Annotated in this window: 18 protein-coding genes; 3 read left to right on the top strand and 15 right to left on the bottom strand. The window is 62.8% G+C overall.

The features are described 5' to 3' along the window. Nucleotides 1-3: 3 nt before the first annotated feature. The 6 genes from HJC00_RS09100 to HJC00_RS09075 form a co-directional block, all read right to left on the bottom strand. Nucleotides 4-1,041, bottom strand: coding sequence for an ABC transporter ATP-binding protein (locus tag HJC00_RS09100; protein WP_221146250.1), 1,038 nt, complete (start codon nucleotides 1,039-1,041; stop codon nucleotides 4-6). Continuing rightward, complete coding sequence (locus HJC00_RS09095; RefSeq protein ID WP_221163877.1) at nucleotides 1,038-2,705, bottom strand: iron ABC transporter permease; 1,668 nt, start codon at nucleotides 2,703-2,705, stop codon at nucleotides 1,038-1,040. The genes HJC00_RS09100 and HJC00_RS09095 overlap by 4 nt, the downstream gene beginning before the upstream one ends. Nucleotides 2,706-2,809: 104 nt before the next feature. Next, a complete protein-coding gene (locus HJC00_RS09090; RefSeq protein ID WP_221163876.1) occupies nucleotides 2,810-3,832 on the bottom strand; it encodes an iron ABC transporter substrate-binding protein in 1,023 nt (340 codons plus the stop codon). A gap of 186 nt (nucleotides 3,833-4,018) precedes the next feature. After that, nucleotides 4,019-5,557, bottom strand: coding sequence for an aldehyde dehydrogenase family protein (locus HJC00_RS09085; protein WP_210632730.1), 1,539 nt, complete (start codon nucleotides 5,555-5,557; stop codon nucleotides 4,019-4,021). 45 nt (nucleotides 5,558-5,602) lie between these two features. Next, nucleotides 5,603-6,886, bottom strand: coding sequence for an FAD-binding oxidoreductase (locus HJC00_RS09080; RefSeq protein ID WP_221163875.1), 1,284 nt, complete (start codon nucleotides 6,884-6,886; stop codon nucleotides 5,603-5,605). A gap of 66 nt (nucleotides 6,887-6,952) precedes the next feature. Beyond that, on the bottom strand, nucleotides 6,953-8,365 hold the full coding sequence (locus HJC00_RS09075; RefSeq protein WP_210632728.1) for a VOC family protein: 1,413 nt from the start codon (nucleotides 8,363-8,365) through the stop codon (nucleotides 6,953-6,955). A gap of 101 nt (nucleotides 8,366-8,466) precedes the next feature. On the opposite strand from HJC00_RS09075, the gene HJC00_RS09070 reads away from it, so the two are divergent. The 3 genes from HJC00_RS09070 to HJC00_RS09060 all read left to right on the top strand — a co-directional run bounded on the left by HJC00_RS09070 (nucleotide 8,467) and on the right by HJC00_RS09060 (nucleotide 11,004). Then, nucleotides 8,467-9,375 carry a LysR family transcriptional regulator gene (locus HJC00_RS09070; protein ID WP_221146225.1) on the top strand — a complete coding sequence of 303 codons (909 nt, stop codon included), beginning with the start codon at nucleotides 8,467-8,469 and terminating at the stop codon, nucleotides 9,373-9,375. Between the two features lie 68 nt (nucleotides 9,376-9,443). Beyond that, nucleotides 9,444-9,680 (top strand): Lrp/AsnC ligand binding domain-containing protein, encoded by a 237-nt coding sequence (locus HJC00_RS09065; RefSeq protein ID WP_075225001.1) that lies wholly within the window; start codon nucleotides 9,444-9,446, stop codon nucleotides 9,678-9,680. 145 nt (nucleotides 9,681-9,825) lie between these two features. After that, complete coding sequence (locus HJC00_RS09060; protein ID WP_221163874.1) at nucleotides 9,826-11,004, top strand: glycosyltransferase family 4 protein; 1,179 nt, start codon at nucleotides 9,826-9,828, stop codon at nucleotides 11,002-11,004. 7 nt (nucleotides 11,005-11,011) lie between these two features. Here the strand turns inward: HJC00_RS09060 and HJC00_RS09055 are convergent, their stop codons facing one another. The 9 genes from HJC00_RS09055 to epmA all read right to left on the bottom strand — a co-directional run bounded on the left by HJC00_RS09055 (nucleotide 11,012) and on the right by epmA (nucleotide 23,923). Continuing rightward, on the bottom strand, nucleotides 11,012-14,323 hold the full coding sequence (locus HJC00_RS09055; protein WP_221146222.1) for an oligosaccharide flippase family protein: 3,312 nt from the start codon (nucleotides 14,321-14,323) through the stop codon (nucleotides 11,012-11,014). A gap of 192 nt (nucleotides 14,324-14,515) precedes the next feature. Beyond that, nucleotides 14,516-15,694 (bottom strand): glycosyltransferase family 4 protein, encoded by a 1,179-nt coding sequence (locus HJC00_RS09050; protein ID WP_221163873.1) that lies wholly within the window; start codon nucleotides 15,692-15,694, stop codon nucleotides 14,516-14,518. A 42-nt stretch (nucleotides 15,695-15,736) separates the two neighbouring features. Continuing rightward, nucleotides 15,737-18,217, bottom strand: a complete 2,481-nt coding sequence (locus tag HJC00_RS09045) for a glycosyl hydrolase 2 galactose-binding domain-containing protein (RefSeq protein ID WP_221163872.1) — start codon at nucleotides 18,215-18,217, stop codon at nucleotides 15,737-15,739. 16 nt (nucleotides 18,218-18,233) lie between these two features. Beyond that, a complete protein-coding gene (locus HJC00_RS09040) occupies nucleotides 18,234-19,214 on the bottom strand; it encodes a DUF1839 family protein (protein ID WP_210632722.1) in 981 nt (326 codons plus the stop codon). Then, nucleotides 19,205-20,113 (bottom strand): amino acid--[acyl-carrier-protein] ligase, encoded by a 909-nt coding sequence (locus HJC00_RS09035; RefSeq protein WP_210632721.1) that lies wholly within the window; start codon nucleotides 20,111-20,113, stop codon nucleotides 19,205-19,207. Before HJC00_RS09035 ends, HJC00_RS09040 begins: the two co-directional genes overlap by 10 nt. A gap of 4 nt (nucleotides 20,114-20,117) precedes the next feature. Further along, a complete protein-coding gene (locus tag HJC00_RS09030) occupies nucleotides 20,118-21,299 on the bottom strand; it encodes an acyl-CoA dehydrogenase family protein (RefSeq protein WP_221163871.1) in 1,182 nt (393 codons plus the stop codon). Then, nucleotides 21,299-21,550, bottom strand: a complete 252-nt coding sequence (locus HJC00_RS09025) for an acyl carrier protein (RefSeq protein ID WP_221163870.1) — start codon at nucleotides 21,548-21,550, stop codon at nucleotides 21,299-21,301. The genes HJC00_RS09030 and HJC00_RS09025 overlap by 1 nt, the downstream gene beginning before the upstream one ends. Nucleotides 21,551-21,812: 262 nt before the next feature. Continuing rightward, nucleotides 21,813-22,865, bottom strand: coding sequence for a lysine-2,3-aminomutase-like protein (locus HJC00_RS09020; RefSeq protein ID WP_210632718.1), 1,053 nt, complete (start codon nucleotides 22,863-22,865; stop codon nucleotides 21,813-21,815). Next, nucleotides 22,862-23,923, bottom strand: coding sequence for an EF-P lysine aminoacylase EpmA (gene epmA / locus HJC00_RS09015; protein ID WP_210632717.1), 1,062 nt, complete (start codon nucleotides 23,921-23,923; stop codon nucleotides 22,862-22,864). The genes HJC00_RS09020 and epmA overlap by 4 nt, the downstream gene beginning before the upstream one ends. Nucleotides 23,924-23,981 lie beyond the last annotated feature (58 nt).

The following is a 23,981-nucleotide window of genomic DNA, read 5'->3' as shown; positions in this document are numbered from 1 at the left end:
ATCTCAGCGCTCGAAAACGTGCGCCTTGCCTGATATATCCAGGCGAACGAGATCGCCTGGCGAGGGAAGGGCGACACTCGAGGTCTTGATCCGGATCGGCGGCAGGGCAACGCCATCGAGCGAGACGGCGACCGTGCAGACCGCGCCGCCGAATTCCACCTCGACAACCCGTCCGCCGTAGTCGCGATCGCTTTCATCGGCAATGACGCGGATCTGCTCAGGCCGCAGCATGATTTCCGCCTTGCCCTGGCGGCTGCCTTCGACGGCGACATGGCCGAGGGCGCAGTCGGCAAGGCCGTTGCGGATGATGGCCGGAAGCAGTACGGCATCGCCGAGGAACAGCGCCGTCTCGCGGTCCCTGGGATGCAGATACAGGGTTTGCGGCGTTCCCGCCTGGATCAGCCGCCCTTCCCTCAGGACCGCGACCTGATCGGCAAAACTCAGTGCCTCTTCCTGATCGTGCGTCACGAGAACGGCGGTAATGCCGGCCGCCTGCAGCACGCGCGCGACAGCCTTGCGCATGTTTTCACGCAAGCCGGTGTCGAGCGCCGAGAATGGTTCGTCGAGCAGCATCAGCCGCGGCTTGCGGCCGAGCGCGCGGGCGAGCGCCACGCGCTGCTGCTGACCGCCGGAAAGCTGGTGCGGGCGCCGCGCCAGCATGCCGCGGTCGAGCTCGACCATATCGAGCAGTTCGGCGATGCGCCGCTCACGATCGGCCGCACCCCGTTCGAAGCCGAAGCCGATATTTTCAGCCACGCTCAAGTGCGGGAACAGCGCGCCATCCTGGGAGACGATGCCGATGCCCCGCTTGTGAGCCGGCATCGCCGCGGGGCCATCGGCCAGCACGTCGCCGTCCAGGGTCACCCTGCCGGTGTCGGCCAGTTCGAAGCCGGCGATGATGCGCAGCAGCGTCGTCTTGCCCGAGCCGGATGGCCCGATGACGGCGGTGCGGCTGCCGGCCTGGACATCGAGCGAAATATCCTTCAGCGCCTGGACGGGCCCGTAGCGCTTGCTGATGTTTTCGATCGTAAGCAGCGTCATTGGCCGGCGGTCCGTTTCGATTGCGTATAAAGCGTCAGGGTGAGCGGCAGCGACAGCACGACCATCATGAAGGCGTAAGGGGCGGCCGAGACATAATCGATCTCGCTCGTCAGCGACCAGAATTTCGTCGCCAGCGTATCGACGCCGTTGGGCGAGAGCATCAGCGTCGCCGTGAGTTCATTGGTGATGCCAAGTGCGGTCAAGGCAACGCTGGCAGCGGCTCCCGGTGCGGCAAGCCGCATGGTGATCTGCCGCACCGCCTGACCGGGGGTGCGGCCGAGGCCCATCGCGGCCCGTTCCAGCTCCACTGGCGCCTGAGCGATGCTGGCGCGTAAGCCGACCATGGCGCGGGGCAGGAAAAGCATCACATAGGCGACGAGCAGCGTTGCGAAGGTCTGATAGAGCGGCAGCACGAGACGCACGGTGATCGTCACCAGCGCCAGCGCCACGACGACGCCAGGCAGCGAGCCGACATAATAGTGGCAGGCTTCGAGCACGCGCTGGAAGCGGCCGGGCGCGCGCACGGAAAGCCAGGCCATGGGGGCTGCGGCAACCGTCGCCAGCACGCCGCCGGCAAGAGCGAGCGCCATCGTCTGCAGGAAAGCAGTGCCGACCTCGATGCGCCAGATCTCGCTGCCGCCGAGATAGAGCCAGCGGCCGAGCGTCATCAACGGCACGCCGAGCGCCAGCACCGCCAGGACGACAGGCAGCAGGATGGCCGGCACCACGAACCAGCCAAGACGCCGGCGATCGGCCGGACGCGGCGAGCCGGGGCCGACGCGGGCATAACGTTCGTTGCCGCGCAGCAGCACTTCGAGACCGAGCAGGAAAAGGCAGCAGGCGACGAGCACGCCGCCGAGCATGTTGGAGGCCGGGCTGTTGTAGGAGGATTGGAACTGGTCGACGATCGCGGTTGCGAAAGTATCGAACCGGATCATGACGAACAGGCCGTATTCCGACAGCAGATGCAGCGCAATCAGCAGCGAGCCGCCGCAAATGGCAAACCTCAACTGCGGCAGCACGGTGCGGAAGAAGACGCGCCAGGGATCGAGGCCAAGGGAGGCGGCGGTATCTTCGATGGCCGGATCGAGACGGCGCAGCGCTGCGGCGACCGGCAGATAAAGGAATGGATAGTAGGCGACAACAGAAACGAAGACGCCGCTCTCAAGGCCGCGCATGCCGGGAATGAGGCTGACCCAGGCGTAGCTGTGCACGAAGGCTGGCACTGCGAGCGGCGCGACTGCCAGCCAGGCCCAGAGTCTGGCGAACGGAATATCCGTTCGTTCGGTCAGCCAGGCAAGCGTCACGGCCAGCGCGATCGACAGCGGAATGGTCGCCGATTCCAGGAGAACCGTATTGATGAGGAGTTCGCCGACACGTGGCCGGAAGACGAGCGTTTTCACCGTTTCCCAGCCGACATCGTAAGTGATCCAGCCGATGAAGCCGAGCGGCACGAGACTGAAGATCGCGATGACGGTCGCGAGAAGCATCACCGGCGCGTGCGGCATGCGCCGGCGCGGCAATAGCATTCGCGCGGCCTTCGGCGCGACCGGCGCCCTGTTGCCGGCTACGAAAAATCTGTTGTCCTGCAGCAAGGCCGATGCCTTCATACGCTGAAAAAGGAAGGCAACCGCCTTGGAAAGACAGTTGCCCGATCCCGTCATGCCCTAAGGTTTTCTTGAGCCAAAAGCAATAGTTTTGGCTACTGCAGGCCTGCGGCAGAAAGCCCGAAGCATTCCCCGCTTGAGTGCTGCGAAACGCAGAAAGCCTAGATCAGACCTGCCGCCGTCATCAGTTCCACGACCTTCTTGCTGTCCAGCGTCGAGGCTTCGACCTTCGGAGCATTGAGATCGGCAAGCGGAACGAGCTTGTCGTTGGAAAGGGAATCCTTTCCGACGGCATATTCATAGGAGGTGCCGTTCTTGAGAATCGCCTGGCCCGCCTTGCTGGTGACGAATTTCAGGAAAGCCTGCGCTTCCTTCATGTGCTGCGTGGACTTCAGGACGCCGCCGCCCGACACGCTGATGAAAGCGCCCGGATCCTGGTTCTTGAAGTAATGCATGCCGACATTCTTGCTGTTCTCGCCCGTCTTCGCCTGGTCGCCGAACCAGTAGTAGTGATAGATGACAGCGCCTTCGACTTCACCTGAATTGACCGCCTTCATGGCAACGCTGTTGCCCTTATAGGGCGTCGCATTGTCTTTGAGACCCTTCAGCCATGCCTTGGTGGCGTCTTCGCCCTTCAACTGCAGCAGGGCAGCGACGATAGCCTGGAAGTCGGCGCCGGCCGGCGCTGCACCCCAGCGGCCCTTCCAGGCGGGATCGGCGAGGTCGAGCAGCGACTTCGGCAACTTGTCTTCGCTGAGCTTGGTCTTATCATAGGCAAAAACCGTCGTGCGGGCGGCAATGCCGGTCCACATGCCGTCGGCCGGACGATACTGCTCCGGGACCTGATCCAGCGTCTCCTTTTCGACCGGGGCGAAGAGCCCGGCGCCGTCGACCAGCGTCATGGCCGGCGAATTCTCAGTCAGGAAAATGTCCGCCGGGGATGCGTCGCCTTCCTGAATGATCTGATTGGCGAACTGCATGTCGCCGCCCTGGCGCATGGTGACCTTGATGCCGGTCTCCTTGGTGAAGGCATCGATCCATTCGCGGCCTAGGCTTTCGTGCTGCGCATTGTATACGACCAGACCCTCATCCTGCGCATTGGCGCTGCCTGCGAGCGCGGTGGCGGAGAGGAGCGACGCGGCGAGCGCCAGCACGTGGGAAAAACGGTTAAAAGCAATAGTCATGATGGCCTCCATGGCAATGTCACCCTGCGGGTAAGAGGCGTATATTTTTCTTGACTGTCTATTTCAAGTTTCTTCGCCGAGAAAAAAGCATCACAATATCTTGACCTGATATTGCAGATCGCGTCGGAATAAATATCGATCGAGCCAAAGAAGGCGACGCTCGGCGTCGCCTTCTCGCAACAATGGCTATTCGACGTCGAATTTGACGCCCTGCGCAAGCGGCAGCGTGCTGCCGTAATTGATCGTGTTAGTGGCGCGGCGCATATAGGCCTTCCAGGCATCGGAGCCGGATTCGCGTCCGCCGCCGGTCTCCTTTTCACCGCCGAAGGCACCGCCGATTTCGGCGCCCGAAGGCCCGAGGTTGACGTTGGCAATGCCGCAATCCGAGCCCCGCGCGGAGACGAAGGTTTCCGCCTCGCGCATGTCGTTGGTGAAGATCGACGACGACAACCCCTGCGGCACGGCATTGTGGAGCGCCAGCACCGTGTCGAAATCGCTATATTTCATCACATAGAGAATGGGCGCGAAGGTCTCGTGCTCGACCGGACCGGTCTGATCGGGCATTTCGACGAGCGCCGGGCGAACGTAGAAGGCATCGGCCGAACCATTGTCGACGCGTTCGCCGCCGGTCACCTTGCCGCCGGCCGATGCCGCCTCGCCAAGGGCTGCCTGCATCTTCTCGAAGGCCTGGCCGTCGATCAGCGGTCCCACAAGTGTGCCTGTTTCGAGCGGATTGCCGATGGTGACGGAGCCGTAGGCCTTCTGCAAGCGCGGCACAAGCTGGTCGTAGACGCTTTCATGGACGAAGAGACGGCGCAGCGTCGTGCAGCGCTGGCCGGCCGTTCCCATGGCGGAGAAGGCGACGCCGCGCAGCGTCAGGTCGAGATCGGCGCTCGGGCAGACGATGGCGGCATTGTTGCCTCCGAGTTCGAGAATAGCGCGGGCAAAACGCTGCGACAGGCGCGGACCGACGGCGCGGCCCATCGCCGTCGAGCCGGTGGCGGAAACGAGCGGGATCTTCGGATGGTCGACCAGCACCTCGCCGACCTCACGGCCGCCGATGATCAGGGTCGACAGATTGGCGGGCGCCTTGCCGCCTTCGGCGACGAAGCGCTTCAGCGCCTTTTCGAACAGCGCCTGCACGGCAAGCGCGGTCAACGGTGTCTTTTCCGACGGTTTCCAGACCGTGGAATTGCCGCAGACCATCGCCAGCGCCGCATTCCAAGACCAGACGGCGACCGGGAAGTTGAAGGCGGAAATGATGCCGATCGCGCCGAGCGGGTGCCAGCTTTCCATCATCCGGTGTTCGGAGCGCTCGGTAGCGATCGTCAGGCCATAGAGCTGACGCGACAGACCGACGGCGAAATCGCAGATGTCGATCATCTCCTGAACCTCGCCGAGGCCTTCGGAGGTGATCTTGCCGACTTCGATCGAGACAAGACGGCCGAGCGCCGTCTTGGCGCTGCGCAGCTCCTCGCCGAGCAGGCGGATCAACTCGCCGCGCTTCGGCGCCGGCACGGAACGCCATTCGAGGAAAGCCTTGTGCGCCTCTTCGATCGCCGCTTTCGTTTCGGAAACGGAATGTTCTTTGAGCTTGCCGATTTCCTTGCCGGTGACCGGCGAGGAGACAGACAGCGTGCCGCCCTGATAGCGGCCGGCGTCGACGCCGAGTTCGGCGAGCAGCTTGGCGGTTTCGGTGGCGAGATCGAGGACGGCGATGGTCATTGTCGTGTTTCCAATCTTATTGTTCTCAGAAGCGCTTGTCGGTTCTCAGAAGCGGGCATCGGCGAAATGGGCGACCTGAGCGCCGGCTTCGTACCATAGTTCCTTGAGCGCACGGAAGCTCGGCTCTGTGGGTGACGTCAGCGGCAGCGGCAGATCGGCCTCGGCAAGCCGGCCGAGAATATGTTCAGCCAATGTGCGGCCGAAGACCGTGCCGGGGGCTATGCCGCGGCCATTATAGCCTGAAAAGCCGATAACATTCGGGGCGAATTTGTGGAAGCGCGGCAGCGCATTGTCGGTCATGCCGATCTGGCCATACCATTCGCATTCGAATTCGACATCGCCGATCATGGGAAAGAGCCGCTTCAGGGCGCGCTTGGCCCAGCCCTTATGCACCGCAAGCCCGGTATTGCGCAGCGCGCCGACGCTGCCGAAAACGAGGCGTCCAGCCTGATCCATGCGGAAGGAGGAGAGAATGTCCTTGGTGTCCCATGCGCCTTCCCGCCCCGGCAGGATCGACTGACGCAGATTGTGGCCGAGCGGCACGGTGGCGAAATTGAAATAGGGCAGATAGACCTGCTCGTTGCGCACCTGCTCGAAGGGGCCGGTGCTGTAGGCATCGGTGGCGACGATGATCCAGTCCGCGCTGGCTTCGCCGCTTTCCGTGTTCACGGTCCAGAGACTGCCGCGACGCTCGGTTGCGATGACGGGGCTCGATGTATGGATGGTGACGCCCGCCTTGACGGCGGCATGGGCGAGGCCGCGCGCATAGGCAAGCGGCTGTAGTGTTCCGGCGCGAAGATCGAGCAGCGCCCCGGCATAGGCATCACTGCCGATGCGTTTGGCCGTTTCTGCCGCATCGAGCACTTTCACGGGCGCGCCACGCGCGGACCATTGCAGCGCGCGCGCCTCGATCTCCTTCAACCCGTCCGCGCCGACGGCGCAGTGCAGCGTGCCGTTACGCTCGAGTTCGCAGGCGATCGCGTGCTTGTCGATCAGTTCCATGACGAGCTTCGGCGCATTCCCGAGCAACTCGAGCAGGCGTTCGCCGTGAACTGGGCCGAGCACGCCCGGCAGGTCGTTGGGCATCACCCACATGCCGGCATTGATCAGACCGACATTGCGCCCCGCACCGCCGAAGCCGATCTCCTTCGCCTCCAGCAGAACCACCTTCGACCCGGCCTCGGTAAGATGCAAGGCGGCGGAAAGACCGGTATAGCCGCCACCGACGATGACGACGTCGGCCGATACCGCGCCATGGAGAGGCGAGGTCGCCGGCGGTACGCCTGCGGTCTTTTCCCAGAGGCCATGGGAGCGCGGATCATTCAGCATGGCACACCCCGATCGGATGAAACCGGAGTACTCTAGCGCATAAGGACAGGTGTTGAAGCGGCGATTTCACGCAACGGTCCTCAGCTGCAGGGCCGCGAGCCCGAGCGCCCCCATCGCCGTCTCCAGCGATGCGGCCTGCCGCTCCGCATAAAGCGCCAGTTCATCCTGAACCGTCGCTCCGAGTGCAGTCTCGAAGGCGTCGCGGTTCGAGCGCGTCGCATAATTCTGCTGCTGGTCGGTGCCGAGATTCGACTGGAAGATGCCGGCCGCGCTGACGGGCAGGAAGTCTTCATAGACGATCGGCGCGAAGGCGAGATAGCCCTTGGCGAGAAGCGCTTCGGGATCGCGCGGCAAGGTCCCGGCGATCGCGGCGGCAATGCCCGCGGGCGTGGCGGAATAATGGAAGAAGGCGAGATCCTGGCTGCGCAGCTCATCCCAGCTGTCCGGCAACGCCTTGAAGCGCTCGGCCAGTTCCTGGTCGTAGGCGCCCGCCTTGGCGCCGCCGGCGCCGACCTGCACTTCACCGCGAACCGAAGCGAGCAGCTGGTCGTAGAGCGCCCGGCCTTTGGCCGTCAAAGCCACGCCGCGCTGTTCGATCTCGCCGAAGCGGGCGGTATGCGTGCCCTGGACCGCACCCTCGTCACCTGAGAAGACGATCGTCTCCTCGAGCGCCTTGAAGCTCGTCTGCCGCAGCAGGATATCGCACTGCCGGCGCGGCGGCCCTTCGATGACTGCCTTCGGAGTGATGCCGCGTTCCGGCATGCGGGCCTGCACCGCATCGATATCGAGCGTGCGCGGCGTCAGGTGGTTGATGTGCGGCCCCTTGAAGCTGACGACGTCGGCAATCAGCCGATGCGCGTCGTGCAGGCGCTTGTAGGTTTCAGCGCTGACGGTCGCTTCGCCGTGCCAGCGGAAGGTTTCAAGCGCCTCAGCGACAAATTCGGTCGCTTCCGCCTCGGTCAGGCCACCCTTCTGCTCATGACGCTCGATCAGCGCGATGGCGCCCGGCGTATAGATGCGCCGCTTGGCGAGAATTGCCTCGGCTTCACGACGCAGACCTTCGTCCTCGATCAGCTCCAGGCGCAGCAGCGAGGTGAAGACGCGGAACGGATTGATGTTGAGCGCCGCCTCGTCGATCGGCCGGAAGCAAGTGGAATGAACCGGCACGCCGGCCACCGAAAGGTCGTAATAACCGACCGCCTGCATGCCCATGACGGCAAACAGCCGGCGGATGGTGAAAAGCTCTTCCGCCGTTCCGAGCCGGATGGCGCCGTGGCGCTCGACATCGATGCGATCAAGCTCGCCGGCGCGGGCCAAGCGTTCGCGCAGATCCGGATTGCTTTCGAGGTAGCCGGCATTCACATCCGCCACCAGCTCGATCAGCGCGCCGTATTGCGGAACCTCCGTCCGGTACATCTGCGACATCGCTTCGGTGAAGAGCGAGCGGATACGGTCTGTGGAAACGAAGGTTTGCGGCATCTGAGGCTCCGGCTCATTCCGATTTTGCAGGATGAAACTCTTTACAAGCAGCGCAAAGGCGGAAATATCGACATTTTGGAAATAGCTCATTCTGAAACGGAATGATCATGCTCGCTTCAAGACGTTTTCTGCCGTCGATTTCACATCTCGCCGCCTTCGAGGCGGTTGCCCGCACAGGCAGCGTCACGGCAGCGGCGCGTGAACTCGACCTGACACAGAGCGCCGTCAGCCGCCAGGTCAGCGCGCTGGAGGAGCAGCTCGGCGTCGAGCTCTTCCTGCGCGAGCGCCAGACCATGCGGCTGACGCTCGCCGGCGACGGTTATGCCCGCGAGATTCGCGAGGCGCTGCGGCGCATCTCGAGCGCCTCGTTGAACCTGCGCGCCAATCCGCACGGCGGCACGCTCAATCTCGCCATCCTGCCGACCTTCGGCACGCGCTGGCTGGCGCCGCGCCTGGGCCGCTTTCTCAGCGCCAATCCCGGCGTGACCATCAATCTGGCAACCCGGCTTTCACCTTTCGATTTCCGGCTCGATTCAATCGACGCCGCGATCCATTTCGGCCACCCGCACTGGCCCGGCGCGGAACTGACCTTGCTGATGTCGGAGCGTACGGTGCCGGCCTGCAGTCCCGATTTTCTGAAACAGCACAGGATTTCGCGGCCAGAGGATCTGCTTGCCGTTCCGCTTCTGCATCTGACGACGCGCCCCGATGCCTGGGAACAATGGTTCGCCGGTAATGGTGTTTCGTTCGAAAGCGTGCACGGCATGCTCTTCGATCAGTTCGCCACCGCAGCGCAAGCGGCGACCGCCGGTCTCGGTGTCGCCCTGTTGCCGACATTCCTGATGCAGGAAGAACTCAGGCGCGGCGATCTCGTCGCCGCCGTCGACCGGGAGATGGAGAGCCGGGAGCGGTATTATCTCGCCTGTCCCAGCGAGCGCGCCGATTATGCGCCGCTTGCCGCCTTTCGCGGCTGGATCGTCGCGGAGGCGATGGCCGGACCGAACGTGTGAGGAACGGCTTGCATCGGCATGGCGCTTTCGACCATTATGCGGGCCAAACAACTTTGCAGGAAATTTCCATGAAGCCGATCTTCGTCCAGCTCCAATGCGCCCCCGGCAAGACCTATGAGGTCGCCGACGCCATCTACCAGACCGAGCTGGTCTCGGAGCTCTATTCCACAAGCGGCGATTACGACCTGCTGTTGAAGATCTATATCGAGGAAGGTCAGGATATCGGCAAGTTCATCAATGACAATATCGCCAATATTCCAGGCATCGTCCGGTCGCTGACAACGCTCACCTTCAAAGCCTTCTGAACTCCCGTCAGACACGATTAACCCTTTTCGCGAAGAATCGCTTCCGCAGGACGTTGCTGAAACCACGCCTTAACGTCGGAGATATCTGGTCGTTGCTATAAATCCGCGCCAACACGCGTTTGGCACGCGCAGCGATAGGTGGAAAATGGCGATCGTCGAGGCAGATAGGGGGCGCGAGAATCCGCAGCCGCAATCGGCTCCGCTGATCGTCCATGTCGTGCGCCAGTTCCTGCCCAATCGCGGCGGCCTGGAAGACGTCGTCGCCAATCTCAGCCGCCAGACCCGCCGGCGTGGCTATCGTGTCCGCGTCGTCACGCTGAACTCGCTGTTCACCGCGCCTGAAGATAAGCTGCCGGCTTGCGAGAATATCGACGGCATCGAGGTGGTGCGCATCCCGTGGTCCGGCAGCAGCCGTTATCCGTTGGCGCCGCAGGTTTTTCGTCATCTCGGCGACGCCGATCTCGTGCACGTCCATGCCATCGACTTCTTCTTCGATGCGCTCGCCTGGGGCCGGATGCTGCACGGCAAGCCGATGATCGTCACCACCCATGGCGGTTTCTTCCACACTCGGAAATACGCGGCGATCAAGAAGATATGGTTCCGCACTCTGACCCGCGCCTCGGCGAGGGCCTATTGCCGCGTGGTCTGCTGCAGCGCCTCCGATCTTAGGCAGTTTTCCGAGATTGTGCCGGATAGCGTGCTGATCGAGAACGGCGCCGATATCGGCAAGTTCGCCGACACCGCCTCACGCCTGGCAAGGCGTCGCATCGTCACCATCGGCCGGTTTTCGGTGAACAAGCGGCTGGACCATCTGCTTGACGTGATGGCTGTCCTGAAGGGCCGCGATCCGGAATGGCATCTCGACATCGTTGGGGCCGAATCCGACCGTAATCGGGTGGATATCGAAGGTGAGATCGAAAGCCGGGACCTGACCGGCCGCGTCACCCTGCATGTGTCGCCAGACAATGATGCCATCCGCCGCATCATCATCGCAGCCTCGCTCTTCGCCTCCGCCTCGGAATATGAAGGTTTCGGGCTGGTCGCGCTGGAGGCGATGAGCGCCGGCCTGTTGCCGGTGCTGAACGCCAACGATGCCTTTCAAACGCTCGCCGGCCGGCATCCCGTCATCAGGCTTGCCGATTTCACCCGTCCGCAGACCGCCGCGGCCGCCATGGAATCAGCCTATGACGACCTTGCGGGCCGACAGGACGCCGTTCGCTCGCAGCTCCTCGACGCCGCTCGCGGCTATTCCTGGGATATCGTCGCCGGGCGCTACATCGATCTCTACAGATCGCTCGATATCGCTGCCGCGGAAAGCCTCTGATCCCCGCTTACGCTCTCGCGAGACGAACGATCTCGTCGAGTACGAATTTGCGCGATTGCGGCGGCGTCAGATTGTGGTCCGCATCCGGCAGCATCAGCAGCCGCACGTTCGGATAGCGGGAAAGCCTGGCGCCGCGCGGGCCGAAGTGGAAATAGACATGGTCGAGGCCGACGTCGCCTTCGCTGTAGATCAGCGTCAGCGGCACCTTGCGCTTGCCGAACAGCGCAAAGGACTGCCGGACCTCGCGGGCGATATGGCGCCGGTCGGGAAGCAGTTCGAGCAACGGCGCGACAAAGGGCGACAGCCGCCGGCCGCCGGCGATGACGATATTGCGCAGCGCCGACACCACGTCCACCTGCCCGCGCAGCAGCCGCTTCAGCGTGTCGAGCCGCGCCAGACGCTGGCCGTAATCGTCGAGGCTGCGGGGGACGGAGACGACATGCTCGCGGCGCACCGGCACCTTCGGATCCCAGTAATAGACGAAGGGATTGATCGAAACGACCGCCTTCAGCCGCTCGTCGGCGACGCCGGCGCGGAAGGCGACATAGCCGCCGCTGCACCGGCCGGCGACCATGACGGGGCCGGCAACGATGCTTTCGAGCAGATCGAGCGCGGCGATCGCATCGTCGGTCTGTGTCATCGAATAAAGCACCTGCTCCGGCGCATCCGGCCGCGGCGGGCTGTCGCCGACATTGGCGGAATCGAAGCGCAGCGACACGACGCCCTGCCGGGCGAGTTCGCGCGCCATGTCTACCGTCGTCCGCCCCCAGCCGGCATGCCGGTCATAGGCGGTCGACAGGAAGAGCACGGCATTGCCCTTGATCTCGCCGAGCGGCCGGCTGACGACACCGACCAGATGATCGTGACTTCCGAAACGCACCGGCGTTTCCAGGAAACCTTCGCCGGCAAGCGGCGTGGTTTCGATCGCTGCCGGCGAATGAGCGGCGGATGTCTCCGCGGTCGCTGTCTTCAGCCAAGCCGTCAGAAGCTCGACGACGGCCATGGGTGTCTTGGCGAAGAGCGGATTGGTGACGAGCTCGTCATAGCCGTCGAACACTTTCTGCTCGACATTGGCGCCAAGCGCCTGCAGCGCATCGGCAAATCCGGTATCCTCGGCCCTGACGGGGCGCTCGAGGATCAGGTAGCGTGGCGCCGCCAGGCCCTGCGGCGCGGCGATGTTGAGCTTGCCGAGCTCGGCGGCGATCTCTTCCGGCATGACAAGCCCGGCGATCTGCACCTTTGCAGCCTGCACGTGCTGCTGGCCGAGGCCGAGATCGGCGTCGATGATCTTCGACCACATGTTGAGTTCACGCATATAGGCGCGGCCGCTTAGCACTGGTGCCAGCATGACGAGGCTGTCGACGCCCTCGATCGAGGAGCCGATGCGCTGGGCAAGGGTCGCGCCGAGACCTTGGCCGATCAGGATGATGCGGTCGCAGCCGGTCAGCGATTTCAACTTGGCGGCCGCCGCGCGGATCGAGTTTTCCCAGGTTTCCAGCCTTGCCGGCAGCGCTCCGAAATCGAGCGCATCGCCGGTGCCGCGGTAATCGAAGCGCAGGCTGGGTACGCCGATATCGGAGAAATGTTCGGCCGCGACGCGGAAGAACTTGCGGCTGCACATTTCCTCGAAGCCCCAGGGGCTGACGAAGAGCACCGCAGCCGAGCGCTTCCCGGCTTCAGGATTTTCCGGCATGAACAGCCCGATCGTGCCATCGAAGACAACGGGCAGGGCGGCGTTGCGGCCGGCACCTTCGGCCGGTTCGAGCGAAAGTTCGCCAGGCGCGACCTTGGCGCGATCGGGATCGCCGGGGCGCCCCGGCGCAATGAAGTCGATCACGCGACCCACCGGCCGCCGCAGCACCGACGGCATCTTTTCGACAATGGAACGCATCACCTCGACATCCTCAAGGGGCACGGCACGCAGCACGCGGAGTGCGGCGAAATGTGCGAGCGTGCCGGCGATGATCGCGGAGATAAGGCCGATCGGGCCATGGACGAATTCCAGCACTGAAATCGCCGCGCAGGCGCACAAGACGGAGGCGAGCGTCACCTTCGTCAGGCTTGCGTAGAGACCCGAAAGCTGGGACCCGAATCCTGTCTGTCTGATCATCATCACCGACATCGCAACGAACACGAGAATGCGTACGATTGCGGCCCCCTCGGCGGCGAGCCTAGGTACGATCAGTAAACAACCCGCTACCATGAGCAGGCCACCTATCACACTGATGTTGAGGCGGGAGCGGGCCTTGTCCATTGACAGCAGATAGAGGCTGAGGATCTGCATGAATGTGTAGGCGGGAGCGACGAGCGCGAGCAGCGCGACCACCGTGCCGCTGCGGCGGAAGGCTTCCCCGAACACCACGAGCACCAGTTCGCTGGAGATCGCAGCCAGCCCGAGGCTCATCGGCAGCACGATATAGGCCATGCTGCGGGTGACGGCGGCGAAGACCTCGACCGGCAAGGTCGAATCGTCGCTGCTGTGCCGCCGTTCGGAATAATAGGGCAGCAGGCTGCCGGTCATCTGGATCGGCAGTTGCAGCGCGATGTTGGCGATCGACAGACCGACGGCATAATAGCCGACCATTTCCACCGACCAGAACTGCTGCAGGAAGAGCAGTTCGAGCCGGTTGAGGAAAATGGAATCGATGATGAATTGGATCGACAGGATGATGGAGGAGGAGGCGAGATACTTGAGTGAAACCCCGCACCAGTCGCGCCGTGCAAGAAGGATCGGCAGTGTGGCGAAAAACAGCACGAGCTGGCCGAGCGCATAACCGACGAGAACGCCTTCGACTCCGTAGAGGACGGCGCCGGCGGCGACACCGGCGAGCTGCAAGGTAGAGACGGCGACGGTAAGTTTGAAGAAGCTGCCTAGCCTCTTTTCGCCGATCAGGTAGAATTTGACGAAAGACCCGATCGCCTGGACGAAAAACAGCACTCCGGTGACGAGCGCGACGGAAGGCGCGGTTTTCGCCCAGTGCATCTCCTCGGAGGTCAGGAAGAACAGGGCGTAGAGCGCCAGCAGCAGCACCGTCGAAAACATCATGAAGCTGACGAGGATGGCGGCAAAGCCTCGCCGGCGGCGCGCGTCATAGCCCTCCGCCGAAAGCTGCGGCAGGGTCTTCAGCAGCGTGATGCTGGAGCCGAGCTCGGCGATCGAGGCGCCCGTCATCACCAGCCATAGCGAGAAGGCGACGATGCCGTTGGCTTCCGGCCCAAGCAGGCGCGCGGTGATGATCGAGGAGACGAAACCCGTCAGCAGCAGCAGCATGCCTGCCGCCGCATTCATCACCGAATTTGCGATAATACCCTTCGACATCTGTCCATCCGCGGGGGTCAGCTTAAGGCGCGTCGCGATCTTTCAGATTCGCTCCTCGCGTTCCATGTTCTTGTCTTTACGCACGTCGTTATCGCAAAACCGCTGCACACCTTTGCGCAACATGTTTTGCACTCGCATGCCCGCCATCACTAATGCGAAAATGTTAAAATAAAGCGGAGTGGCGACCTCACCTTAGCTGACCTGCATCGCCGCCAGCTTCTTGAGCGCCTTTTCATAGCTGTTCTCCGAGAGGTAGCGCAGCAGGAACTCCCGCGCCTTCCCGGCCTTCTCTCGGGCGCGCTCGGGCGCACGGAAGATGTCGCCGAGATGGGCGGCCGCGATTTCAGGAGAGGGATCCGCCCAAACCGCGCCCGGCAGCCCCGCAAATTCAGGATGGGAATCGACGACGGGAATGAGGGGAGAGGCGACCAGCCAGCTGTTCTCGGGGTCGCAGAAATCTTCCGTGCCCGACCAGGCGGTTGTTATCACAGGGGTGCGATACATGATCGCCTCGGCCACCGTCAGCCCGAAGCCTTCCGAGCGATGCAGCGAGAGATAGGCATTGGAGGAGCGGATGAGGCCGCTGATCTCGGTGTTCGAGAGCTTGTCGGTGACGATCCGGATACGACTATCGCCGGCGACCGACGCAATCACTTCGCGCAAGCCCTGATCCTTGCCGATATCGCCGCTCGCCTTCATCAGCAGAAAGGCGCTCGGGCATTCGGCGCTGAACAGTCTGAAAGCTTCGATCACCGCTTGAGGGTTCTTCCGATTGATCGAGGAGCCGGCGCTGAAGATGAAGCTGACGAGAAAGGCATCTTTCTCGATGCCGAACTTCTCCCGTATGCCCTCTGCGGCCGGCTTCTCGGTGACGGGATGCGGAACCACGATGACGGGCGCCGCCGTCAGCGGTGCAATCGTCCGCCTGGTGAATTCCGAGGGGACGAAGATGGCATTCATGTAACGCAACCCGTAGCGCCATTCCGCCGGCACGACTTCAAGCTCCCAGGCGAAATAGCCGATGTTGAAGGCGCGGGTGAAATTGGCGACGCCCATCTTCAGGATGGCGCGTGGCAGCATCGGCGGATTGAGATGCCAGATACGGCTTCCCGGCGGTTCGGCCGAAAGATGCGACGACACCAAGCCGGCAAAGGATTTTTCATCCGGATGCGTGCTGACGTCTGAGAGCGAAATCGCCCGTCCCGCTTGGGAAAGCGCCCCGGCACAGAGCCTTGCCGATTCACCGACCCCAACGGGCATCGAGAGATAGCCGACGATTTCGACCGGCTTGCGCGGGTTGAAGGCGAGACGCGACCGCGGGATCAGCCGCTGCAGGAGATGGGCGCGCAGATAGCGGTATATCGTTCTCAAATCACGATCTTTCCGGTGAGCTTGCGTTGTTCCCTACGAGCCTCAGCCCGCGAGCCCGACGCGACGCGAACTGCCTAGACTTCTGATTTCGCCCGTCGGCTGAACATCGCTCTCTGTGCCGGACAGCGCGGAGAGCTTCACGCGCCGTACGGGGCCGGGAGCAAGGTGGAACCAGTCGTCGTCAGCCCTGTAGCCTTCGACGTCGATATGCACCGATTGCGCCAGCCGGTCGGTCCTGAGGTCGACGACCCAGCTGTCGCCGTCTCTGCCGAGCGATGCCTCGATGCCGGCGTCGTGCAGTGCCTTTCCGCGTCCGCAGGGGAAATGAAAGCTTTCCGCGAGGATGGCGCCATCGGCGAGGGAGCGCAGGCGCGCCACACTTGCATCATGCGCAGGCGGGCCGAAACGGAAGGCATAGGTCGTATCGAAGAAGGCGCCGAACAGCGCGGTCGAGGCAAAGCGTTCCACGCTCCTTGCATCCAGTCTGAAAGCCATGTTGCCGCTGACGACCTGCTGTTTTCCATCACGCAGGCAGGCGATCTCGAGTTCCAGGTCAAGGTCGGTGTCCGTCTCGTTGACGACATGCACGTCGAGACCATTGGTCCCCTCATCGGTGAAGACTGCCTGAACCGGTCGGAAGGCCCGTCGCATCGCATACCAGACGGGTTTCGGCTCGCCGGTGGAGTCGATGACGCCCCAGCCGGGGCCGGGCAGCAGGTCCTGCAGCGTCCAGACGAGCGCTCCGTTGCAGCCGGAGCCCTTGCGCCGCCATTCGGCGAAGGTCTCTTCGATGACCTCGCTTGTCACGGCACGGGAAAAATCGAGATAGCGTTCCTGATCTTCGCGGCGCAGTCGGGGCGGGTCGCAATCGTAGAGAAGCTCTAGGTAAAAGTCGCGAACATCCTCGAAATCCCACGATGCGCCGCGGTCGCGGGGCACCCGCGCCTTCCACTGGGGGCTGTGGACGGCGGGCACGTCGAGATAGCGCTGCAGCGTCCTTTGCTGCGGCACATGCGCAAAGGCGAGGCTTTCGGAGGCAAAGCGCACATCGGCGCGGCGGGCATCGGCAATCGGCCGCATATAGGCGCCGACCCCGTAATAATGCGCAATGCCGGAATTGGGCGAAAACGGCATCGCTCCGCCATGGGGCGAATTCGGCACATAGGGCACGTCGGGACGCATGCGTGCGGCGATGGCCGGAATGATTTCGTCGGTCACCGGTCCACTCCAGAATTCCATGGGCAGGCCGAGCATCGCCGCCTGCTGATGGATCTCGCTGCCGCCGCAGAGAACGGCAAGGGAAGGCGACGCCTGGACGCCGTACAGGAATTCCTCGATCTCGGCATGCACATGGCCGAGAAAGGCCTTGTCGTTGCGCGGATAATCAAAATTGGCGAACATGAAATCCTGCCACACGAGCAGGCCGAGTTCGTCGCAGAGCGCAAAGAAATCCGGCGTCTCGTAAACCATGGTGCCGCCGATGCGGATCATGTTCATGCCGGCTTGGGCGGCAAGCCGCAGAAACGGCTCGTAATCCTCCCGCCCGCCCGGCAGCCGCGCAATATCGGCGGTCGTCCAGACCGCGCCGCGGCAGAAGACACGCTCGCCGTTGACGAGGAGCGCGAAGTCTTCGCCATCCGCACCGCGGTCGACGTCGATGCGCCGGAAGCCGGTGCTGCCGAGCGAATATTCCTCGCCGTCGGAAACCAGAGTCAGATCATAGAGACGCGGCGTGCCGTGTGTATGCGGCCACCAGGGCTCGATGTCGGACAGCTTGAGGATAGCCGAGTAATGATTGGCGCCAATCTTCTCGAAGGGCTGTTCCATGCCGCCGCAGCGCAGCAGCATTGCCGGATCTTCGGCATTGTTATGCAGAGAAACGCTCAGCCGGCCGACGCCGCTCTCCTCCAGGACCGCGCGGATGGAGACATTGTCGATCGATACGGTATCGCGTTGCACCAGTGAAATCGGCCGCCACGGACCGACGGCATGAATATCGGGGCACCAGCCCGGCATATGGCCGAGCAGCGTCGTGCGGAAATTCTTCAGGCCCGCCGGCGTGATCATCTGCGGGCGCCAGCGCGCCCGCGGACCGGGTTCGGACAGTCTGGGGCCGAGCGCCCGAAAGCAGAGCGCCAGCTCGTCGCCACCCGAAAGCGTCACCGGGAGCTCATGCGCCGTGAACATGCTTTCGGAAAAGAGGATTTCCTGACCGTTGAGGAAGACATTGCAAATTGTGGCCAGCCCGCCGAAACGCAGGATGGCTTCGCCAGGCTCGGCATCAAAAAGCCGGCAGAGATACCAGGCGTCCTTCATATTCAACGGTTCGGGATTTTCCCGGTCGAAGAGCCCGGCTTTTTCAAGCGCTGCCGCAACGGTGCCAGGAACGGGCGCAGGAATGAACTGCGCGGAAAGATGAATATCGTGCGGTACGGCGCAGGCCCCCGGCTCCGTCAGGATCAGGTTCCAGCCTTCGGAAAGCACGCTTTCCCGAGCTCCGATGCTTGCCAAACGCCCCCGCATTGTCTGATCTCCGGCCTCAGATTCGCTCCGCAAGCGATGCCATCATGGAATCCCATGCATCGGCGGCCGGATCAAGTGCCGCCTGCAGCGGCTCGAACTTCCTGCGGGCGACAGCGCGGGCAAGCTGGAACTGTACGGATTTCGCCGCGTCGGAAATGCGCCGGGCATCCTCGGCGGCCACCGCGTATTCGGCTGAGGACAGCCAGGTCAGATAATCAGCGGCCAACTCGAAATTGGCGCCCACCTGACGGAGCGTGTTGAAGGCATATTTATGGAAGAAGCCGAACGGCCGCTCCGCCACCGCTTCCACCTGCTGCGGGAAGACGCGGGCGAAGGCGCGGATCGGGTTTTGGCGGGGGCGCCTGGAGAAGTGAAAGCCGGCAAGCCGCCGCGCGGTCGCGCGAAGATGCGCTTCGTCGGCAGGCCTTTCCGGAAACCGTGCAAATTCCGTATAGGGCAGGAACGGCGGATCGCTCTCCGTCAGCTGCAGCTGGAACAGCCCATCGAAATCCTCACCCTCGAGCTGGAAATAGCCGGCATTGTGAAAATATTCGACGCGCTTTGCCGCAACATCAAGCCGGTTGATCGCAACCGTCGTCTTGCCGTGCTCCTGCCGATAGGCGGTGCCGCGCGTATCCGGCATGTAGAAGGAATCCATCTCGACCAGGCAGAGACGCCCCCGCGCGATCTGCACTTCGACATGCCGTTCGACACGGTCGTAGATCGCAAGTTCGGTCGCGCGGATGCCGTAGAGCGCTTCGAGATCTTCGAGCGGTACCTTGAAGAAGGTGAATTGATCACCCTCAAAATCCTGTGCCAGGGTAAAACCCAGCATCGCCTCGGGCGCGACGCCTAAGGTGTTCAATACCTCGATCCAGAGATCGATATAACAATTGGTTTCCGGCCATGCACGCTCGCCGGCATGCAGCGCGTGCTGCCGATAGGTTTCCGGGCTGATTGCCGGGAAAACCGATCCCATCGAGCTCATCAGCCCCATAGCGTTTTCCGGACGCTGGCCGGCCATTGCTTTACGTCGAGGCCGTGATGGTGGAAGAGGGCGAGCGCGATGCGCTCCAGGCCGAAGCCGACGCAGGCGGTGTGCGCGACGCTGCCGTCTTCGAGATTGAGAGCCCACTTCAGGCCGAAAGAATCCTGATGGTAATTGAAGCTCATGCAGGCCGTCGGATTGGCGGTCGACGTGATCGGGATCAGCAGTTCGAACTTCAGGTTCTGGTCGCGCTGATTGTTGACCATCATCTTGCCCGCACGGCCGAAGAACGGGTCGTTGGCAACATCGATGGTCACATCGAGGCCGACCTGCTTCATCATCTCGACGCCGCGGTCCATCCATTTCTGGCGAAAATCGGTGACGTGCTGCTCCGTTCCCATGCAGACATATTCGCGCATGCGAAATAGCTGCTGGCGGGCAGGGTCCTTCGACGGCTCATGGCGGAAGCAGTAGGACTGCAGATCGAAGAGGCCTCCCGTTTTCGGCAGGTTGCCGCGCTTGGCAACCGTCGGATAGAGCGGATAGCAGGCAGCCGGCGTCAGCACGATATCGGTCGCCTTCTGATCCTTGGTCCAGTCGTCGCCGACCTCCATGCATTCAAGCAGGCTCATATGATCGAGCTCGCTGCCGCAGAAGCTGTGCACCGTGCCGGCAAGCTGCGGAAAGCTCTTCATATAGCCGCTCTTTTCGAAGAGCGCGCGGTTCATGCCCGGCGGGAAACGCATCGCCTCGGCGCCGTCGGCGCCGCCGAACGTATCGATCAGCCGTTCGAAGGCGGTGATGACATCTTCGAACTGGCCGCTGCGGCCATAGAGACCATCAACGCCGGTATCGATCAGCAGGCCGGACTCGAAGAGCCGGTCCAGGAACGAGGTCTGCATATCCATGACTTTACCCCAGTAGGCTAGTGTCCTGCTTGTGGACGAGAAGCATGCTCGACGTATTGCCGAGGATGCGGTCGTTCGAGATCATGAGCTGAGCGGAATGGGCGTCGCGCAGATGGCGTCCGAGGCTGAAGGGCGTGCCGTTCTTGTAGCCCATGATGCCGCAGATCAGCATCGCATGGTTGACGATCTCCAGGATCGTCTCGGAAGAGGCGATCTTGACGTTGTTCATCGCCACCGCAAATCCCATCGACGACAGCCTGTCCGGATCTGATTTGGCGTCTTCATAGGCCTTGAGGCCGGCAACGACGTTGGATTTCACCATTTGCAGGAGGTTCGAGACCTCGGCGAGGCGCAGCGCGCCCGGCGGCTGGGCGTCCAGCGCCTTGCGGGCAGCGGCGCGCACGAAGGCCTGGGCGCGCGCAACTGCATCGACCGCGATGCCGTACCAGACGCCGCTCCAGAGCAGATGCGAGGAAGCGAGCATGGATTGCGCCGCGATCTCAGCGAAGGGCTTCGGCAGGATCTGCCGCGCCGGCGCCCGGCCCTTGAAGAGGAAGCCGTCGGAACAGGTGCCGCGCATGCCGAGCGTATTCCAGGCATGCGTCTTCTCGAGCGTGTACTGGTCCTTGAGGAAGGCCGTCAGCACCTGATCGGAGGAGGCTGCCTGCGGATGGCTGCGCGAAGTGATGAGGATAGCGTCGGCATGCGAGCCGTAGGAAATGACGGTCGCATCCTTTTCGAGGCTGCAGGTATCGCCGTCGACCTCGATCGCGCAAATGCTGTTGCGCAGGTTGCCGCCGATGCCGCCCTCGGTGGTGGCCGAGGCGATCAAGAGCTGGTCGGCCGCGATGCGGCGCATGAAGTCGCAGTGCCATTCGCTGTCGGCGCCGTGTTCCACGAGGCTCGACAGCTTGATGTGGTGCATGGCGAAGACCATGGCGCTTGCCGCACAGGCCTGGCCGAGCATCGAGCACAATTCGGCGATTTCGGTGGTCGAGGCCGATTCACCGCCGAGCTGGCGCGGCACCTGGATGCCGAGCAGCCTCTCGGCCTTCATCGCATCCACGGCTTCCCGGGGAAAGCGGCCTTCGACGTCGACGGCATCCGCGTGTTTGGCCGCGATTGCGGCGACGCGGGCAACCCGTGCGACAACACCGTCCTCTATGATCTTGACGGGGAAGTTCATCAGGCGACCTTCCGGGCGTCCTGGATGATATCGACCGTCTTGGCGATGGCCGCGATGCTCGCGAAGGACTTGCGGTTCAGAAGATTGTCGGGGAATTCGATATCGAATGCCTCTTCGATGCCGAGCATCAGCTGCACCGAGGCAAAGGACGTCAGACCCGCCGCATAAAGATCGGCGTCGTCGGCGACCTGGTCGATCGCTACAGGAAGCTTGCCGAATTTGGCGACGAGGTCGCGGATTGTCGTATTCATCCCATCACTCCAAGATTCTCATGATCCCGAACCGGCGTTCATCGCCTTGTCATGAGCGTTCTTTTAGTGCGGAAAACAGAACATTCCGCTAATTTGTTGGGTTAAAGATGATTGTTCCTCATAGTTAGGATTTTAGCGATCCTTCCTGCGAAAGCAGAAATACATATTTGATCTCAACGTCTTGATGAAATTTCATCGCCCATGTCCGATGTCGTTTCCGGCGTGACGAGTACAGAAATGACACGGAAAGTGGCGTTTCAGGTCAATCTGCCGGCGGATAGGAATGTTCGCCGCCGCGATAATCCGCGATGGAATAACATCCCTCGCCCGTTGCCCGAACGGTGCTTCCGCTGACGACGGCCTTGCCGTGACCGCCTGGGATATCGAGAATGTAGGTCGGCTGGCAGAGACCGGAAATCCGACCGCGCAGCGCCGCCACGATCCTCTGCCCCTCCTCGATCGTCAGCCTGAAATGGCTGGTGCCGGGCGCGAGATCGGGATGATGCAGGTAATAAGGCTTGACGCGCATCTCGACGAAAGCCTTCATCAGTTCGGCAAGAATTGCGGAATCGTCGTTGATACCCTTGAGCAGCACCGATTGGCTGACCATTGCGATGCCGGCATCGACGAGGCGCGCGCAGGCCGCCCGCGCTTCCATCGTCAACTCTCTGACATGGTTGGCGTGCAGTGCGACATAGACCGTCTTGCCGCTCGCCTTCAGCGCGGCGATGAGCGCCGCGTCGATTTTCTCCGGATCGACGACGGGAACGCGCGTATGGAAACGCACGATCTTCACATGCGCAATGCCTGCGAGCGCCTCCATGATGTCGCGGAGGCGGCGCGGTGAAAGCACCAGCGGGTCGCCGCCGGTCAGGATGACCTCCCAGATCTCCTGATGGCTCCCGATGTAATCGAAGGCTGCCTGCATCGCCGCGGCATCGAGCGTGCCCAAACCCTGCGGCCCGACCATTTCGCGGCGGAAGCAAAAGCGGCAATAGACCGGGCAGACATGCACGGCCTTCAGCAGCACCCGATCAGGATAACGGTGCACGATGCCATCGACCGGGCTGTAGGCGTGATCGCCGATTGGATCGGCGCGTTCTTCGGGCGCGACGATGAGTTCGGCCGCATCAGGCACGAATTGTCGGGCAATTGGATCATCAGGATCGGCGCGGTCGATCAGCCTGGTCATCGCCGGCGTCAGGGCAATGGCGTAACGCGCGGCCACCGCCTCGAGCGTTGCGCGATCGGCAGGCCCGGCAAGCCCGGCCTTCACCAGATCGTCGACGCTCTTCACCGGTTTGACGACATTCATCTTCCATACTCCGCAACCGGCGCCCAGAGCACCTGGTCGATGCGCGAAGCCCCCGTCGCCAGCATCACCAGCCGGTCGAAGCCGAGTGCGATGCCGCTTGCCTCGGGCATCAGCGACAGTGCCGAGAGGAAATCCTCGTCGATCGGATAGGTCTCGCCATAGATACGCGCCTTCTCGGCCATCTCGATCTCGAAGCGCCGGCGCTGTTCGGCAGCATTGGTGAGCTCGCCGAAGCCGTTGGCAAGCTCGACGCCGCAGGCATAGAGCTCGAAACGTTCGGCAACCCGGGGGTCGCGTGCCGAGGGACGCGCAAGTGCGGCCTCGGAGACAGGATATTCGTCGAGGATGGTGATGCGGCCGGAGCCGAGATGCGGCTCGATCTTTTCGACCAGCACTCGGCTGAACAGGTCGGCCCAGCCATCGTCATCGGCCACACGCATGCCGACGCGCCTGAGTTCGGCCGCCAGATGGTCGCGATCGGTCGAGCCGTCGGCGGCAACGGAGGCAAGAAGATCGATGCCGGCATGGCGCTCGAAGGCTTCGGCGACACTGATCCGCTCCGGCCCTGCGAAGGGATCGCTCTCGGCGCCGCGATAGGCGAGCATCGGCGTCTTCACCGTTTCAGCCGCGAGCGCGAGGATCCGCACGCAATCCATCATCAGGCTCTCATAGCTTTCACCGACCCGGTACCATTCGAGCATGGTGAATTCGGGATGGTGCAGCGGCCCGCGCTCGCGGTTGCGATAGACATGGGCGAAGCAGGAAATACGCTGCTCGCCCGCCGCAAGCAGCTTCTTGCAGGCGAATTCCGGCGAGGTGTGCAGGTAGAGCGGCGCCGTCTGACCGTCCGTCGTTATCGCTTGCGTCGCGAAGGCATGCAGATGCGCTTCGTTGCCAGGCGAGACCTGCAGCACCGCCGTGTCGACCTCGATGAAATCCTCACGCGCGAAAAACCCGCGCAACGACGCCTGAATCGCATTGCGCCCGATCAGGAACGGGCGGCGGTCGGCATGCACCGACGGGGTCCACCAGGGGGACGCTTTGGCCGAAAAGTTCATTCCAAGCTTTCTTCACCGGAGAAGCCGGTATGGGGTGGCTATTTCCCGGATTTTAGGT

It is taken from the genome of Rhizobium sp. NLR22b, from assembly GCF_019685295.1.
Lineage (GTDB): Bacteria > Pseudomonadota > Alphaproteobacteria > Rhizobiales > Rhizobiaceae > Rhizobium.
Note: the sequence above shows the minus strand (reverse complement) of the source record. Positions and strands in the feature narration are given on the sequence as shown.

What these genes read in the sequence shown, in the direction of transcription:
- HJC00_RS09100 (WP_221146250.1), bottom strand. Translation starts at nt 1,041, where the DNA reads ATGACGCTGCTTACGATCGAAAACATCAGCAAGCGCTACGGGCCCGTC.
- HJC00_RS09095 (WP_221163877.1), bottom strand. Translation starts at nt 2,705, where the DNA reads ATGACGGGATCGGGCAACTGTCTTTCCAAGGCGGTTGCCTTCCTTTTT.
- HJC00_RS09090 (WP_221163876.1), bottom strand. Translation starts at nt 3,832, where the DNA reads ATGACTATTGCTTTTAACCGTTTTTCCCACGTGCTGGCGCTCGCCGCG.
- HJC00_RS09085 (WP_210632730.1), bottom strand. Translation starts at nt 5,557, where the DNA reads ATGACCATCGCCGTCCTCGATCTCGCCACCGAAACCGCCAAGCTGCTC.
- HJC00_RS09080 (WP_221163875.1), bottom strand. Translation starts at nt 6,886, where the DNA reads ATGCTGAATGATCCGCGCTCCCATGGCCTCTGGGAAAAGACCGCAGGC.
- HJC00_RS09075 (WP_210632728.1), bottom strand. Translation starts at nt 8,365, where the DNA reads ATGCCGCAAACCTTCGTTTCCACAGACCGTATCCGCTCGCTCTTCACC.
- HJC00_RS09070 (WP_221146225.1), top strand. Translation starts at nt 8,467, where the DNA reads ATGATCATGCTCGCTTCAAGACGTTTTCTGCCGTCGATTTCACATCTC.
- HJC00_RS09065 (WP_075225001.1), top strand. Translation starts at nt 9,444, where the DNA reads ATGAAGCCGATCTTCGTCCAGCTCCAATGCGCCCCCGGCAAGACCTAT.
- HJC00_RS09060 (WP_221163874.1), top strand. Translation starts at nt 9,826, where the DNA reads ATGGCGATCGTCGAGGCAGATAGGGGGCGCGAGAATCCGCAGCCGCAA.
- HJC00_RS09055 (WP_221146222.1), bottom strand. Translation starts at nt 14,323, where the DNA reads ATGTCGAAGGGTATTATCGCAAATTCGGTGATGAATGCGGCGGCAGGC.
- HJC00_RS09045 (WP_221163872.1), bottom strand. Translation starts at nt 18,217, where the DNA reads ATGCGGGGGCGTTTGGCAAGCATCGGAGCTCGGGAAAGCGTGCTTTCC.
- HJC00_RS09040 (WP_210632722.1), bottom strand. Translation starts at nt 19,214, where the DNA reads ATGGGGCTGATGAGCTCGATGGGATCGGTTTTCCCGGCAATCAGCCCG.
- HJC00_RS09035 (WP_210632721.1), bottom strand. Translation starts at nt 20,113, where the DNA reads ATGGATATGCAGACCTCGTTCCTGGACCGGCTCTTCGAGTCCGGCCTG.
- HJC00_RS09030 (WP_221163871.1), bottom strand. Translation starts at nt 21,299, where the DNA reads ATGAACTTCCCCGTCAAGATCATAGAGGACGGTGTTGTCGCACGGGTT.
- HJC00_RS09025 (WP_221163870.1), bottom strand. Translation starts at nt 21,550, where the DNA reads ATGAATACGACAATCCGCGACCTCGTCGCCAAATTCGGCAAGCTTCCT.
- HJC00_RS09020 (WP_210632718.1), bottom strand. Translation starts at nt 22,865, where the DNA reads ATGAATGTCGTCAAACCGGTGAAGAGCGTCGACGATCTGGTGAAGGCC.
- epmA (WP_210632717.1), bottom strand. Translation starts at nt 23,923, where the DNA reads ATGAACTTTTCGGCCAAAGCGTCCCCCTGGTGGACCCCGTCGGTGCAT.